The following is a 13,851-nucleotide window of genomic DNA, read 5'->3' as shown; positions in this document are numbered from 1 at the left end:
ACCGGGCGCCCGTGCCGCCGTCGCCGTTTTTGCTGTTCCGCCCCGGGGCCGCGGCGGGTCCTACTACGGTGCGTAGAAGACTCTGGCTACACTGATGCCATGAACATCGTCTATAACGTCATGGTCTTCCTGCACATCATCGGCGCCGCCATGATTGTCGGCATCTGGATCGGCCAGATGAAGAAGCCCACCGTCCACCCGCGCCAGTTCGACGGCGCGATGCTGCAGCTGATCACGGGCATCATCATGATGGGGCTGATCCCGGCCCTGGACATGAACGCCAACTACGCCAAGCTCGGGGTCAAGCTTGTCATCGCCCTGATCGTCGGCGTCCTGGCCTTCATTGGCCGCCGCAAATACAAGAAGGGCGAGCCGATCAGCAAGGGCCTCGCGAACAGCGTTGGCGGCCTGGCACTGCTCAACGTCGCGATCGCGACCCTGTGGCAGTAACCGGCTGACTGCACAGGCCATGACGGCGCCGCTCCCCCCGCCGGGGTGCGGCGCCGCCGTCGTTTAACTGCCGCCGTTAAACCGGCTTGTCAGTCGCCGGCGATGCAGAATTCGTTGCCCTCGGGATCCTGCATGACATCCCAGTGGAAGTCGCCGATGTCATTGCCCTCCACGAACCCGGCACCGAGGGACTCGGCGCGGGCGCGCAACGCCGCAGGGTCGGGCCCATGGATGTCCAGGTGCAGGCGCCGCCTGCCCTCCGTGGGGTCCTGGACCTGCTGGAAGGCCAGCTGCGGGGCTCCGGTGCCGGCGGGTTCCAGCCAGACGAACTGCTCGAAGCGCGAGGAGACCGCCGTGCCCAACAAGTCGGCCCAGAACTGCGCCAGGCGCCCGGCGTCGACGGCGTTGACCATAATCGTGGCGATACGCGCCACGGGCGCCCCTGGCACCTGCGCATCTTCGGTAAGTTCCATGACGACACTGTACGGGTCACAATCCTCTGACAGCGGAACCCCCGTGCGGCGGCCGCACAGAATCCCTAGGATTGATCACGGCAGGCTCCGGCACCAGCCGGACCCCTGATTCACAACGACGTCGAGGAGTGGACATGGCTACAACACGCACCGCACACACTGTATGGAATGGCGACCTGATGACAGGCGCCGGCAACACCACCCTGGACAGCTCCGGGCTGGGCAACTTCGACGTCACCTGGAAGGCGCGCGCCGAGGCCGCCGAGGGCAAGACCAGCCCCGAGGAGCTCATTGCGGCAGCGCACTCCGCGTGCTTCTCGATGGCCTTCAGCAACGCCCTGGCCCAGGCCGGCCACACGGCCGAGGAGATCAACACCAAGGCCGACGTGACCTTCCAGCCCGGTACCGGGATCACAGGCAGCCACCTCACCCTGGCCGCGCGTGTCCCCGGCATTTCCGTCGACGATTTCCAGCGGCTGGCCGAGGAAGCCAAGACCGGCTGCCCCGTCTCCGCTGCCCTGACCGGCATCGAGATCACCCTGGACGCCACCCTGGCCTCCTAGGCCGGCCGCAGTAAGACGAAGGCCCCCGCCGCCCTGGATGTCCAGGGTGGCGGGGGCCTTGCCATCTGTCCTGCGCGGACCGTCTGTGCGGGCCGCGCCCGGGAGCGCCTAGGCCTGGCCGGCCTGCCGGCGCGCAGGCAGCGGTGCGGGCCGGACCCGGCGGTAACCCTCGCGCAGCGGCGGACGGTCCGTGGGCAGTTCCTGGATCATTTCCTTCAGCGCCCCGATGCCGTACTCCAGCTGCGGGTCGGTTCCGGCGGCGTAGGCGTGCGGCGGGAAGGTCACCTCGATATCCGGGGTGACGCCGAAGTTTTCCACGCCCCAGCCAACGCCACCGGCGAACCAGGTGGCGTAGCGCGGCTGGGTGACGCCGGTGCCGTCGGCCAGCGCGAAGCGGTTGTCGATCCCGACGACTCCGCCCCAGGTGCGGGTGCCAATGACGGGCCCGATCCCCCGCAGCTTGGAGACCTGCGTGATGATGTCGCCATCGGAGCCCGCGAACTCATCGGTGAGAATGATGACCGGCCCGCGGGGAGCGTGGTGCGGGTACGTCCGCGGCTTTTCCCCGCGCGGCATGCTCCAGCCGGTGACCTTGCGCCCGATGAGTTCGGCCACGAGCTGAGAGGTGTGGCCGCCGCGGTTGCGCCGGACATCGACGATCAGTCCGTCCAGGGCCGTTTCGGTGTCGAGGTCGCGGTGGAGTTGTGCCCAGCCGTTGGCCATCATGTCCGGGATGTGCAGGTAGCCGAACGTCCCGTTCGAGGCTTCCCGGACAGTTCGCCGGTTGCCGGAGACCCATTCCTGGTAGCGCAGGCGCTCCTCGTCCTTGACCGGGACCACGGCCACGCGGCGCTGGGCGCCCGCGGCCGCACCATGGCCGGCGCCATTGCGCAGGGTAAGTTCCACGGCGCGGCCGGCCGCGCCGACCAGCTGCATTGCCGGGGTCCGCGTTTGGGTCAGTTCGACGCCGTCGATCGCCAGCAGGACGTCGCCCGGCTTGGCGTCGGCGCCGGGACGGGTCAGCGGCGAAGTGGCCAGCGGGTCAGAGGACTCCCCCGCCAGAATGCGGGTGATTTCCCACCCCTCGCCGGTGAACCCCAGGTCCGCGCCGAGGCGGCCCTGCGGGCTGCTGCCGTTCTCGACAGCGGCCACGGGCCGGACGTAGGCGTGGGAGGTGCCGAGCTCGCCGTGCAACTCCCACAGCAGGTCCACCAGGTCGTCATGGGAGCCGAGGCGTTCCACCACCGGGCGGTAGCGGGCGTGGACGGACTCCCAGTCCTGGCCGGCCATGTCCTCGGTCCAGAAGAAGTCGCGCTGGAGCCGCCATGCCTCGTCAAAGGCCTGGCCCCACACACTGAGTGGGTCCAGCTGCACCCGGATCCGGCCAAGGTCCACCTTGACCAGCTGGCCGGAGTCCTCATCGGCCTTGGCGGCGGCCGGCGCCACGCGGATCTGCTTGTCCTGGATGAACACGATCTTTTCGCCGTCGCCGGAGAGCCGGTAGCTGTCCAGGGCCTCAACGATCGTGGCGGTGCGGCGCTTGGCCAGGTCGTAGCGGACCAGGCTCGGCGCCGCGCCCTTGTCCTCGAGGCTGGCCCGGCCCTCACCGGTGGTGCCGGCGAGCTCGCTGTCCAGCCAGAGCAGGCCGCCGGCGACGGCGGTGAGTCCGGCGTAGTTGCCTTGCGGCACCGGGACCCCGATGACGCGGTGGGCCAGGCCCTCGGCGTCGACCCGCACGGACGGCACGGGTTTTGCCGCCGGCTGGGGCCCGGACGCAGCACCCGCTGTTCCGGCGGCACCTGCCTCGGCGTCGGCGTCGGCGTGGAGGTCGACGCTCGGGCCGAAGGGCGAAGGTGTGTCGGCGGCGAGGGCGACGAGGTACGGCTTGATCGGGCTCGGGAAGGACAGATCGAAGGAGTGCCCGTCGTAGACCGGGTCGAAACTGCGGTTGGAGAGGAAGGCGAGGTATTTGCCATCCGGGGTGAACGACGGCGACTCGTCGCGGAACCGGCCGTCGGTGACGTCAATGATCGCAGCTCCAGTGCCGCCGTCGATCCGGGTGATCCGGAGCCGGCTGCGGGACCCGAAGGACGTGACCGGCTCGGACCAGCCGAGCCACGCGGAGTCCGGGGACCAGGTGAATCCCTCAATGCTGCCCTCGCCGATGCTGCTCAGCTGGGATATCGTGCCCGTGCGGGTGTCGGCAAGGTAGATATCACCGAACGCCGTGCCGACGGCGAGCCAGCGCCCGTCCGGGCTGGCTTCGATGGCGCTGGTCCGGCTGGGCTTGGGGAAGTCGATCCGCGTCAGCTCATCGGAGGCAGGCGCGGCCTCCACGGCGGCGCCCGCACCGGCCCGGTCGGGCTCGGAGCCGGAGATGGAGCCGGCTGCGTCTGCTGCAGCCGGGTCCGGGACCGCTGCGACCGGGCCGGACACGGAACCGTTTGCAGCGGCGGGGATTGATCCTGCGCCGGTCAGCGCGGCGGCGGACACCGGCTTCGGCAACTGCATGCCTGCGTCCTCGGCGGAAGCAGCGGGCCGGGCCGTTGACTCGGCAGCGGACTGCACGGCCGGCTGCGGGGCCTTCGATGCTGCCGCAGCCGCTCCGGCCAGGGGCGCCGCAATGGCTTTCAGGTACAGGGCCTCGACGCCGTCGTGGTCGGCGACATAGGCGATCCGGCCCTCGCCGAAGGGCCGCGGCAGCCGTGCCCGGACGCCCGGGGTGGCCTCGAGGACGCGGGAAGGGCCGTCCTTGTGCCGCAGCCAGTGGACGGTTCCGTGGGATTCGACGGCACTGGACGCGCCCGTGCGGTCCGGTACGACGTCGCCAAGGTGCTTCGAGGGCTTCAGCGGGGCGGGCCGGCGCGCCTGCGAGGCGGAACCGAGCACAATGTCGAGCTTGACGGCCTCGGCGTCGAGGCTGGGCAGCAGCCAGAGCTCACCGGCCGATTCGAAGATCACGCGTTCGCCGTCGGTCGCGGCGTGGCGGACATAGAAGTCCTCGTGGTCCGTGTGGCGCCGCAGGTCGCTGCCGTTGGGCAGGACGGAATAGAGGTTTCCGTAACCCTCGTGGTCGGACAGGAACGCGATCCGCCCCTTGACCCACAGCGGGTCCGTGAGGTTTCCGTCCAGCGCGGCAGCGAGCCGGACGAATTCACCGTTTCCGTCTGCGTCGATCCACAGCTTGCCGGCGGCGCCGCCGCGGTAGCGCTTCCACCAGGCCGGCTCACGCGAGAGGACACTGGCGAGCACCACAGGGCGTTCATCGCCAACGACGGGGCCGAAGGCCACCGACTCGACCGGGCCGAACGGGAGTTCCTGCGCCCAGCCGCCGGTCACGGGGAGGCTGTAGGCGTGGGTGTGACGGCTGTCGGACTGGCGGAACGCGCTGGTCACCAGGACGTCGCCGTCGGGGGTGAAACCCTTGACCCGGGTGGAAGGGTGGCCGAAGTAGCTCAACTGGCTGTAGCCGCCGCCGTCGACGTTGGCCGTGACGACTTCCGGGGCAGTCCCTTGGACGACGGTCCAGACCAGACGCTTGCCGTCGGGCGTGAAGCGCGGGTTGCGGGCCGGCAATTGCAGGGAGGATACGCGCCAGGCGCGGCCCCCGCCCACGGGTGCAATCCAGACGTCGTCCTCGGCCACAAAGGTGACCAGATCGCCGTGCAGATGCGGGAAACGGAAGTAACTCGAGGGGGTCATCGTTCGATCATAGCCACAACGGTCCTTACGGCCCGGGAGGTTTCGCGGCCGTGCCGGGCATGGTGAGATGGATCATGCGAATCCTTATTGCCGGGGCCTCCGGGCTGATCGGAACTGCCCTTTCGGGTGCACTGCGCAGCGAGGGGCACGACGTCGTCGCCCTGGTCAGGCGTGCCCCTGCGTCCCCAGCCGAGTTCCAGTGGGACCCGGCTGCCGGCCGGATCGACGACACCGCACTGAAGGGCGCGGACGCGGTGGTCAACCTCTCCGGCGCCGGAATCGGCGACCGGCCCTGGACCAAGGCACGGGTCAACGAGCTCCGCGCCTCCCGGCTGGGGGCTACCCGGACCCTCGCGGCCGCCATGGCGCGCACCGACGCGCCGCCCGCCGTGTTCCTGAGCCAGTCGGCCTCCGGTTACTACGGCAACGCCGGTACGGCGGTGCTGCGCGAGAACGCGCCGGCCGGCACCGGCACCCTGTCCCGGATCTGCGTCGACTGGGAGGCCGCGGCGCATGAGGCGCCTGCCGGAGTCCGGGTGGTCACGCCCCGCACCGGTGTCGTCCTGAGCCGTTCCGGCGGCGCACTGGGCCGGCTGTTGCCGCTGCTGCGCCTGGGTGTCGGCGGCCCGCTCGGCGATGGCCGGCAGTTCTGGCCGTGGATCACTCTGCCGGATGTGACCGCCGCCTTTTCCTTCCTTCTCTCGGCGCCCGTGTCCGGGCCGGTCAACGTCTGCGCCCCCGAAGCCGCAGATGTGAATTCCCTGATCACGCAACTGGCCAGGGCCCTGCACCGGCCGGCGGCGCTGCGGGTACCCGCCCCGGTGCTGCGGCTGGTGATGGGCGATCTCGCCGAAGAACTGCTGCTCGCGAGCCAGCGGCTGGAGCCGGCCGTCCTGGCGGAGAACAGCTTCGCCTGGAAGCACCCGTCCCTCGCCGGGGCCGCCGCCTGGGTGGCAGGGCGCGGCTAGCCGCAGCTACTAGCCGTGCAGCGTCGCGTACCTCTGGAGGAAGAGGGCCAGGGACTCTGCCAGGGCCCTGATCTCGCCCGGATCGACGCTCTCATTCGGTGCATGGATCAGGGCGAGTGGCTCCTCGACGCCGAGCAGGATGATCTCCGCGTCCGGGTAGGTGTCGGCGAAGACGTTGCAGAGCGGGATCGATCCCCCTTGCCCCAGGGTTGTCATGGGCGTGCCGTAGGCCTGGGACATCGCGGCGCTCATGGCTTCAAAGGCCGGTCCGCCGACTGCCGCCTGGAATGGCGACCCGATGGCCTCGAGGTCCACCGTGACGGGGACATCCCAGGGCGCGGCCGCCTTGAGGTGGCTGACCAACGCCGTGTGGGCGTCGGCGGCCGCCATGCCCGGCGGGACGCGCAGGTTCAGGCGTGCCGCGGCCCGCGGCACAATCGCCGCCGTCGAGCCGGTCACCGCCGGGCAGTCGATGCCGAGCACGGTGACCGCGGGCCGCGCCCAGAGCATGTGGGACACGGTGCCGTCCCCCAGCAAGGACACTCCCTCCAGGACGCCGGCGTCGGTGCGGAACTGCCCTGGCGGATAGGGCGCACCGGTCCAGGTCTGGGCGTTGTCCAATCCCATGACCGTCGTGTTGCCTTGCCGGTCCCGCAGTGATGCCAGCATGGCGATCAGTGCGGCGAGCGCGTCGGGGGCAGCACCGCCAAACATGCCGGAGTGGAGCTCTGACGCCATCGCCTCCACTGTCACCACGACATTGACCATCCCGCGCAGAGTTACGGTCGCGGCGGGGTGGCCCACGGCGGCGTTGCCGGTGTCGCAGACCAGGATGGTGTCGGCACGGAGCAGGTCCGGGTGGCCGGCGACGAACGCCTCGAGCCCGCCGGTGCCCTGTTCCTCCGACCCCTCGACCACCAGCAACAGGTTCACCGGTACGTCACTGCCGAGTGCCCTCAGTGCGAGCAGGTGGGCGAGGATGTTGCCCTTGCAATCGGCGGCGCCGCGGCCGTACCAGCGGCCGTCCACTTCAGTGAGCTCGAAGGGCGGGGTCCGCCATGCCGAGTCATCGAGGGGTGGCTGGACGTCGTAGTGCGCGTAGAGGAGCACGGTGGGCGCGTCCGGATCGGGTCCGGGCCTGGAGCCCACCACCGCGTCGGAGCCGTCCGGGGTCCGTTCGAGGTGCACATCCGTAAATCCGAGTCCGGCGAACTTGTCCAGCACCCATTGGGCAGCCTTGGCACACTCCTCGACGGGAAACTGCCGCGCATCCGCCACCGACCGGATGGCCACAAACTCGGCGAGCTCCTCCCGTGCCGGACCCATCAGATCGGTGATGCGGGCGCGCAGGTCCACGGCTCACGCACCACCCGTGTGGTACGTCTTGAGGTCGTCGATGAACTCCTGGAACTCAGCGAGCTGGTCCGGGCAATAGACCTTGATAATCGCGAGCTCGCCGACGGCGATCCGGGCGTTCCCGATCACCGGCCTGTATCCCGGCCCGGTTGCCCCGTTCGCCAGCTGGCTCAAGAAGGTGGCCCGGCTCAACGCGCTGTTCGGGTTCGCGCAAACGGCACCGCCGTCGTCACCGAGCACCCGAGCTATCTGCTCGCGCGAGGGTGCCGTCCCGCCGGCTGATTCGATCGCCGCGATCAGTTGGTCGGCCTTCGCCAGGGATTGTTGTGTCTCCCTCGCCGACCGGAAATTCAGCAATGCGACGACGGCGAACACCACCAGCAGGATCATGGCAACTATGTAAACGACCGAGCGGCTGCGCCTGGTCGAGGACTCCTGATGCGTGCTCATGACCTAGGTGCCTCCGTCTGAGCGTCTTGCTCCGGCAGCTTCCACGAGGGTTTGCGGAACCTGTAAAAGAGGAACGGCACGAGCAGGCCCAGTCCCAGCGCGCCGCCGGCGACGATCAGGAAATAGACGGCCGGATCGCCGTTGCCAAACTGCGAAGGCGGGACGAACCCGACGAGCAGGGCGGCCAGGGAGGCGGTAAAACCGACGCCGCAGAGCCCAACCAGCATTGGCGCCCGGAAGCCACGCGCGTGGTCCGGGTCGTTGCGGCGCAGCCGGACGGCGGCCACGAACATCAGCAGCTACATGATCAGGTAGACCTGCGTGGTGATCACCGAGAAGATCCAGTACGCGCTGGAAACATCCGGGATCAGCGCGTAGCCAAGCGCGATCACGGTGGTGACGAGCCCCTGGACCACCAGGAGGTTCTGCTGGATGCCGTTCTTGTTCAGTTTCTGCAGGAACGGCGGGAGGTATCCTTCCTCACGCGAGATCAGCAGCAGGCCCTTGGACGGACCGGCCAGCCAGGTCAGCATGCCGCCGAGGGAGGCGGCCACCAGCATGATCCCGAGGATCGGTGTCAGCGCCTGGAGGTTGAAGGAGGCCAGCACCGCGTCAAAGGCCTGCATGACACCGGCTGTGAGGGAGAGTTCATCGGCCGGAACGATCCAACTGATCGCCAGCGCCGGCAGGATGAAGATCAGCAGTACCAGTCCCATGGCCAGGAACATCGACTTCGGATACTCCTTACCCGGGTCCTTCAGCGAGGACACGTGCACAGCGTTCATCTCCATGCCGCTGTAGGACAGGAAGTTATTCACGATCAGCACCAGGCTGGCCAGCCCGGCCCATTCGGGGAAGAAATTCGCCGCGGTCATCGGAGCGGCGGACGGATTGCCCTGGCCGAGGAAGACCACACCCAGGATGACTAGCAGGGCGCCCGGGATCAGGGTGCCGATGATCAGGCCACCGCTGGCCAGGCCCGCCACACCCTTCGTGCCGCGGGATGAGACGTACACGCCGGCCCAGTAGAACACCACGATCACCAAGGCCGTCCACACGCCGCTGCTGGCCAGCGCCGGGTTGAAGACGTAGGCGAGCGTGCTCGCGACGAATCCCAGCAGGGTTGGATAGTAGAAAATCGTCATCGCGAACTGGCACCAGACCGCCAGGAAGCCCATCGGTTTGGAGATTCCGGACGATACCCAGTTGTAGATGCCGCCCTTCCATCCGGAGGCCAGCTCGGCCGACACGAGGGAGGTCGGGAGGAGGAAGACGATCGCGGGAACCACGTAGAGGAAGACTGAGGCGAGGCCGTAGACGGCCATGGTCGGGGCCGCACGGAGACTGGCCACCGAACTCGTGGTCATCAATGCCATGGCCACCCAGGAGATCCACACGGCCGGTGGTGCCTTCGGCCGGGTCACTGCCTGTTCGCTCACGTGAGCCACACCCTCCAGTGCCCCGTGGTCTGCGCCACGGGCCAGGCGGAGCTAAACCGCCTGGGGCGAGTACTCGTCGGCTTGAACATGCCCACTGCCCCCCTTATCACAGAAAGTGCTCGGTGCCTACAGCATGGACCTAGGAATTAGCAGGGAATAGTCCCCAACTCCCCTATACGTCAGATCGCCGGGGTGCTAATTTGCGCGGTTTCGGGCGCGCTTCCACAGCAAATCGGTGATCAGCGCCAGTGCAAGGATGACCACCAGCGCGGCGGCGGTGGCGGGTTCATTGACGAGCGTGGTTGTGCAGAACACGACGAACGTTCCCAAGGTCGCAATCAGGGCGATGATAAGCACCAAAAGCTTTGCCCCTGTCTCCCGGTACACCTTGAAGTGGGCCATCGTGACCGCGGAGAAAATGAGCAAGGCCACCGCACTTCCAAGCGACGCGATGCTGTTGAGGTTGAACGCCACCACCATCACCGCCGCGAGGCCGGCCATGACCAGCAGCCCAACCGGCACCTGCCTGCGGCCCACGGAGCGGCCGAAGACCGGTGGAAACTGTCCCACCGAGGCGAGATGCCGGGTCATCCCCACGGAAGGATAGAGGCTGGCGTTCACCGCCCCGGAAGTGGAGAGCAGGGCGGTGATCACCATCAGCACATAGCCGAACTGGCCCAGCGTCGGCTTGGCGGCCTCGGCCAGCGCAGTGGCGCCGTAGGCGACGACCTCGTCGGCGGTCAGGGTCCCGAAAACTCCCAGCGAGACGGCGACGTACACCGTCGTGGCGATCGCCAGCGCCAGATACATGGCGCGGGGCAGTTGACGGGACGGGTCAGGCAGATCCTTCGCGGTAAAGGTGATGACGCCGAACCCGAGGAAGGCGAAGAACGTCAACGCCACGCTCGCGATGATCTCGCGGACGCCCGGGTAGCCGGCCGGATCCAGGAGCGCTGGGTTCCAGTTCGCGATCGTGACAATCGCGAACACGGACAGGATGGCCAGCACCATCTTCACGATCACCGACTGGACTCTTGCGACCGCCGTGGAACCGACCGCGTTCAGGACGGTCATGACCAGGATGAGCGCGACCGCGAACACTTTGGCCCAGCCTGGGTCGCGACCGGTCAGGACTGCACTGGCATATCCACCGAAGGACGACGCCACCATTGCCCCCACGATCGCGCCGGTCACGTAGAACAGCCACGAAACGATGCCTGTAGCGTGCCCCTCCCCGAACCCCCGGGCCAGGTAGGCCAGCATGCCCCCGCCCGATGGGTAAGTCGCGCCGAGCTTCGCGAACGAGTACCCCTGTAGGCCGGCGATGGCGCCCGCCACCAGAAAGGACACCCACACAGCCGAGCCGGCGACAGCGCCGGCTGCGCCCAGCAGCGCGAAGATTCCCGCGCCCACCATGGAACCCACCCCGATGAACGCTGCTTGAATGACGGTCATCTGCTTCTTCGGAACCGTGGTCGACATGGCGTCCCTCTCCGGCGTCAGGCTCTCGCTAGCAGCCGTCTCGGTGGGAGGTTACCACCGCGCCCTGAAGCGTGGAACCCTAGCCGGCTCCGGGCCCCGGAGGTAGCACGTCCTGGATCCGCCAGCGCCCGTCGACGGGCACCAGGACCAGGTGAAGCTGCTGTGCGGAGGCGGCGGGTACTTCGGCCACCGTGGCGCCGTTCCCATCGATTTCCCGGTAAGCAGAAGGCTCTGTGGTGATGGCCACCACTGCCCGGGCGGGGCTGCTCTCCGCGGTGGTCTCGATCCGGGTCAGGGAGGTCGAGAATCCGGCCAGGACGTGGCCGGAGGCGCTGAGCTGCGCTTTGATGCGGCCGTCCGAGGCGGCGGCCGCCGAGTCCGGGGCGTTGACGGCATCGAGCAGTCTGAAGTCGCCGGAGCTCAGTGCCAGTGAACGGAGCCGGGCCAGGCCGCGGACCGCCTCCACCGGGTCGGCGGAGGCCAGGAGTGCCTCAAGATCGGGAAGGATGGCGGTGGCCCCGCCGTCGGCGGTGGGGGGCGGCGGCCCGCCAACCGGCCCCTCCGACGGCGCCGCCGGTCCCTCGCGGCCCACGGGACTTCCTGTCTGCACCGGCGCATCGTGGCCGGACACAAACCCTGGAAACAGCCCGGCGACGGCGTCGGAGGCCGGCCCGCCACCGGCCAGCAGCCAGGTGCCGGCCAGCAGGACTGCAGCGGCGAGAGCGGGCAGCAGCGCCCGCTGCGCGGGGGTCCGCCGGAATCCGCGGTGGAGTCCGGCTTTCCGGATAGCGCCTGGGCGCCGGCCCGGGCCAGACTGCACAGCCTTGCGCGTGAGCAGTTGGGGGATGACGGTGGGGTGCACGGAGACCGACAGATCGACGGGCTCCGCCCGGGCGCTGCGGTAGACCAGAGCGGCAAACTCCGCCGCCGGGGGACGCTCCCGGCGCTCCCCGCCCAGCCCCGCTTCGAGGGCGGCAACCAACGCTGCCGGCACCTCCGGGACCAGCAGGCTCAGCGGTGGACGATGCGGGCCGGGCTCGGGGGCCCGTCCGGTGAGGCAATACCAGCCCAGGGCGGCCAGGGAGTAAATGTCGCGTTCGGGCTGCAGCCCGGCCCGCACAGCGTCCGACGGGGCGGGATCCTGGAATCCTGCTGTGCCCTCTTCGGCGACCGGAGCGGCGTCGGCCACCATTCGCGCGACGCCGAGATCGGCCAGCAGCGGTTTGCCGTCAGCCGTGAAGAGCACGTTGCCGGGGGCCACATCACCGTGGGTGAAGCCTTGGCCGTGAAGGTATGCCAGGGCCTGCGCGATGGGAGTCAGGACCGTCACCGTTTCGCCGGGACCCAGGCGTCCCCGGCTTCCCACGAGCGTCGCCAGCGAGCCGCCGGGTGCGTAGTCCAGCGCAAGCCCGAGGCCGCTGCCGCCAGAGTCGTGAACCGGCAGGCGCACCACTGCGTGCACGCGAAGCAGGTGGCTGTGTGCCAGGGCGGAGAGGATCCGGACTTCGCGCCGCATGACGTCCCCGGCCTCGGATTCTTCCGGTGCGGCGCGGTCGGCATCGAAGCATTTCAGGGCGAACTCGCGGCCCGTTGACTGTTCGGTCACCAGCCAGACCGTGGCGCTGCCGCCGCGCCCCAGCAGCCGTCCGACGTCGTAACCGGGAACCTGGGGGGCCGCACCGGCGGCCGGCGGGAGATCTTCCATACCCAAGGAATAGTCGATTGCGCGGAATCGTGCAGAAGTTATCCACAGGCATGAGAGCTTAAGCACACAAACGGGAGGTGGGTGCGGCGGGGTCTAAGCTTGATGCCATGACTCTTGAGTTCAAACAGCTGGGTCTCGCCCCGGACTTCGTCGATTACACGCGCGGATGGGACATCCAGCGCGAATTGCATGAAAAGGTCCTCGCGGGCACCGCGCCCAGCACTGTACTGCTGCTCGAACACGCCGCGGTTTACACCGCAGGCAAGCGCACCGAAGACCACGAACGGCCCTTTGACGGAACTCCCGTTGTGGCCGTGGACCGCGGCGGCAAGCTGACGTGGCACGGCCCCGGCCAGCTCATTGGCTACCCCATCATCAAACTGAAGAACAAGGCTGGCATCCGCGACTACGTGGAGCGGCTGGAAGCGGTCATCATCGCCGTCCTGGCGGACTACGGCATCGCCGCCGTCCGGATCAAGGGCCGCGCTGGCGTGTGGATCGAACAGGACGAAAAGGGTCCGGACCGCAAGATCGCGGCCATCGGCATCCGCGTCCACGAAGGTGTCACCATGCATGGCTTCGCGATCAACTGCAACAACGATCTCGCCCCCTACGGCCAGATCATCGCCTGCGGGATCAGCGACGCCGGAGTCACCACGATCGCCCAGGAACTTGGCAGGGACGTCACCCCGGCGGACCTCATGTCGCGGATCACCGAAGAACTGCGCAAGAATGAACAAGCCCTAGTTGCAACCCCAGAAGGAGCTCTACTGTGACACTGGCACCAGAAGGCCGGAAGATGCTGCGCATTGAGCAGCGAAACGCGGCCACACCGGTGGAACGGAAGCCGGAATGGATCAAGGCCAAGGTCCAGATGGGCCCGGAGTTCGTCCAGCTCAAAAACCTCGTCAAGAAGGAAGGCCTCCACACCGTGTGTGAAGAGGCCGGCTGCCCCAACATCTTCGAATGCTGGGAAGACAAGGAAGCCACCTTCCTGATCGGCGGCTCCGAATGCACCCGGCGCTGCGACTTCTGCCAGATCGACACCGGCAAGCCCTCGCCCGTGGACATGTTCGAGCCCACCAAGGTGGCCCGCTCGGTCCAGGCCATGGCGCTGCGCTACGCCACCGTCACCGGCGTGGCCCGCGACGACCTCGCCGACGAGGGCGTCTGGCTCTACGCCGAGACGGTCCGCAAGATCCACGAACTGAACCCGGGCACCGGCGTCGAACTGCTGATCCCCGATTTCTCCGGCAAGCCCGA

13 protein-coding genes are annotated in these 13,851 nt (G+C 68.4%); 5 read left to right on the top strand and 8 right to left on the bottom strand.

Annotated features, from left to right (window positions below; genetic code table 11):
• Positions 1–99 precede the first annotated feature (99 nt).
• Positions 100–450 (top strand): hypothetical protein, encoded by a 351-nt coding sequence (locus AC1DDH_RS10910; RefSeq protein WP_018772389.1) that lies wholly within the window; start codon positions 100–102, stop codon positions 448–450.
• 89 nt (positions 451–539) lie between these two features.
• Here the strand turns inward: AC1DDH_RS10910 and AC1DDH_RS10905 are convergent, their stop codons facing one another.
• A complete protein-coding gene (locus AC1DDH_RS10905) occupies positions 540–923 on the bottom strand; it encodes a VOC family protein (RefSeq protein WP_230011753.1) in 384 nt (127 codons plus the stop codon).
• Positions 924–1,057: 134 nt separating this feature from the next.
• On the opposite strand from AC1DDH_RS10905, the gene AC1DDH_RS10900 reads away from it, so the two are divergent.
• Positions 1,058–1,486, top strand: a complete 429-nt coding sequence (locus AC1DDH_RS10900) for an OsmC family protein (protein WP_476955431.1) — start codon at positions 1,058–1,060, stop codon at positions 1,484–1,486.
• 108 nt (positions 1,487–1,594) lie between these two features.
• Here the strand turns inward: AC1DDH_RS10900 and AC1DDH_RS10895 are convergent, their stop codons facing one another.
• A complete protein-coding gene (locus tag AC1DDH_RS10895) occupies positions 1,595–5,188 on the bottom strand; it encodes a S41 family peptidase (protein ID WP_476870597.1) in 3,594 nt (1,197 codons plus the stop codon).
• 74 nt (positions 5,189–5,262) lie between these two features.
• Here AC1DDH_RS10895 and AC1DDH_RS10890 point away from each other — a divergent pair, with 74 nt between their 5' ends.
• The gene (locus AC1DDH_RS10890) at positions 5,263–6,156 is read left to right on the top strand and encodes a TIGR01777 family oxidoreductase (RefSeq protein WP_476870596.1); all 894 of its coding nucleotides are present in this window, start codon (positions 5,263–5,265) and stop codon (positions 6,154–6,156) included.
• 9 nt (positions 6,157–6,165) lie between these two features.
• On the opposite strand, the gene AC1DDH_RS10885 is transcribed toward AC1DDH_RS10890, so the two are convergent.
• The 6 genes from AC1DDH_RS10885 to AC1DDH_RS10860 form a co-directional block, all read right to left on the bottom strand.
• Positions 6,166–7,512: a M20/M25/M40 family metallo-hydrolase gene (locus AC1DDH_RS10885; protein WP_476955430.1), complete on the bottom strand. Its 1,347-nt coding sequence runs from the start codon at positions 7,510–7,512 to the stop codon at positions 6,166–6,168.
• Positions 7,513–7,515: 3 nt separating this feature from the next.
• On the bottom strand, positions 7,516–7,962 hold the full coding sequence (locus AC1DDH_RS10880) for a hypothetical protein (protein ID WP_476870594.1): 447 nt from the start codon (positions 7,960–7,962) through the stop codon (positions 7,516–7,518).
• Positions 7,959–8,255 (bottom strand): hypothetical protein, encoded by a 297-nt coding sequence (locus tag AC1DDH_RS10875; RefSeq protein WP_476955429.1) that lies wholly within the window; start codon positions 8,253–8,255, stop codon positions 7,959–7,961. The genes AC1DDH_RS10880 and AC1DDH_RS10875 overlap by 4 nt, the downstream gene beginning before the upstream one ends.
• 6 nt (positions 8,256–8,261) lie before the next feature.
• The gene (locus tag AC1DDH_RS10870) at positions 8,262–9,401 is read right to left on the bottom strand and encodes an APC family permease (protein ID WP_476955428.1); all 1,140 of its coding nucleotides are present in this window, start codon (positions 9,399–9,401) and stop codon (positions 8,262–8,264) included.
• 195 nt (positions 9,402–9,596) lie between these two features.
• A complete protein-coding gene (locus tag AC1DDH_RS10865; protein ID WP_476955427.1) occupies positions 9,597–10,856 on the bottom strand; it encodes an APC family permease in 1,260 nt (419 codons plus the stop codon).
• Between the two features lie 106 nt (positions 10,857–10,962).
• Positions 10,963–12,588, bottom strand: coding sequence for a serine/threonine-protein kinase (locus AC1DDH_RS10860; protein WP_476870592.1), 1,626 nt, complete (start codon positions 12,586–12,588; stop codon positions 10,963–10,965).
• Positions 12,589–12,695: 107 nt separating this feature from the next.
• On the opposite strand from AC1DDH_RS10860, the gene lipB reads away from it, so the two are divergent.
• The gene (gene lipB / locus AC1DDH_RS10855; protein ID WP_230007918.1) at positions 12,696–13,364 is read left to right on the top strand and encodes a lipoyl(octanoyl) transferase LipB; all 669 of its coding nucleotides are present in this window, start codon (positions 12,696–12,698) and stop codon (positions 13,362–13,364) included.
• On the top strand, positions 13,361–13,851 hold a 491-nt coding region (locus tag AC1DDH_RS10850; RefSeq protein WP_476955426.1), incomplete at its 3' end, for a lipoyl synthase. The genes lipB and AC1DDH_RS10850, both read left to right, overlap by 4 nt.

Source organism: Arthrobacter sp. 10T425, assembly GCF_056393985.1.
This window is presented reverse-complemented; position numbering and strand designations above follow the sequence as displayed.

Bases quoted from the DNA above. Each gene is read 5' to 3' on its own strand.
- AC1DDH_RS10910 (WP_018772389.1), top strand. From the start codon at position 100: ATGAACATCGTCTATAACGTCATGGTCTTCCTGCACATCATCGGCGCC.
- AC1DDH_RS10905 (WP_230011753.1), bottom strand. From the start codon at position 923: ATGGAACTTACCGAAGATGCGCAGGTGCCAGGGGCGCCCGTGGCGCGT.
- AC1DDH_RS10900 (WP_476955431.1), top strand. From the start codon at position 1,058: ATGGCTACAACACGCACCGCACACACTGTATGGAATGGCGACCTGATG.
- AC1DDH_RS10895 (WP_476870597.1), bottom strand. From the start codon at position 5,188: ATGACCCCCTCGAGTTACTTCCGTTTCCCGCATCTGCACGGCGATCTG.
- AC1DDH_RS10890 (WP_476870596.1), top strand. From the start codon at position 5,263: ATGCGAATCCTTATTGCCGGGGCCTCCGGGCTGATCGGAACTGCCCTT.
- AC1DDH_RS10880 (WP_476870594.1), bottom strand. From the start codon at position 7,962: ATGAGCACGCATCAGGAGTCCTCGACCAGGCGCAGCCGCTCGGTCGTT.
- AC1DDH_RS10875 (WP_476955429.1), bottom strand. From the start codon at position 8,255: ATGTTCGTGGCCGCCGTCCGGCTGCGCCGCAACGACCCGGACCACGCG.
- AC1DDH_RS10865 (WP_476955427.1), bottom strand. From the start codon at position 10,856: ATGACCGTCATTCAAGCAGCGTTCATCGGGGTGGGTTCCATGGTGGGC.
- AC1DDH_RS10860 (WP_476870592.1), bottom strand. From the start codon at position 12,588: ATGGAAGATCTCCCGCCGGCCGCCGGTGCGGCCCCCCAGGTTCCCGGT.
- lipB (WP_230007918.1), top strand. From the start codon at position 12,696: ATGACTCTTGAGTTCAAACAGCTGGGTCTCGCCCCGGACTTCGTCGAT.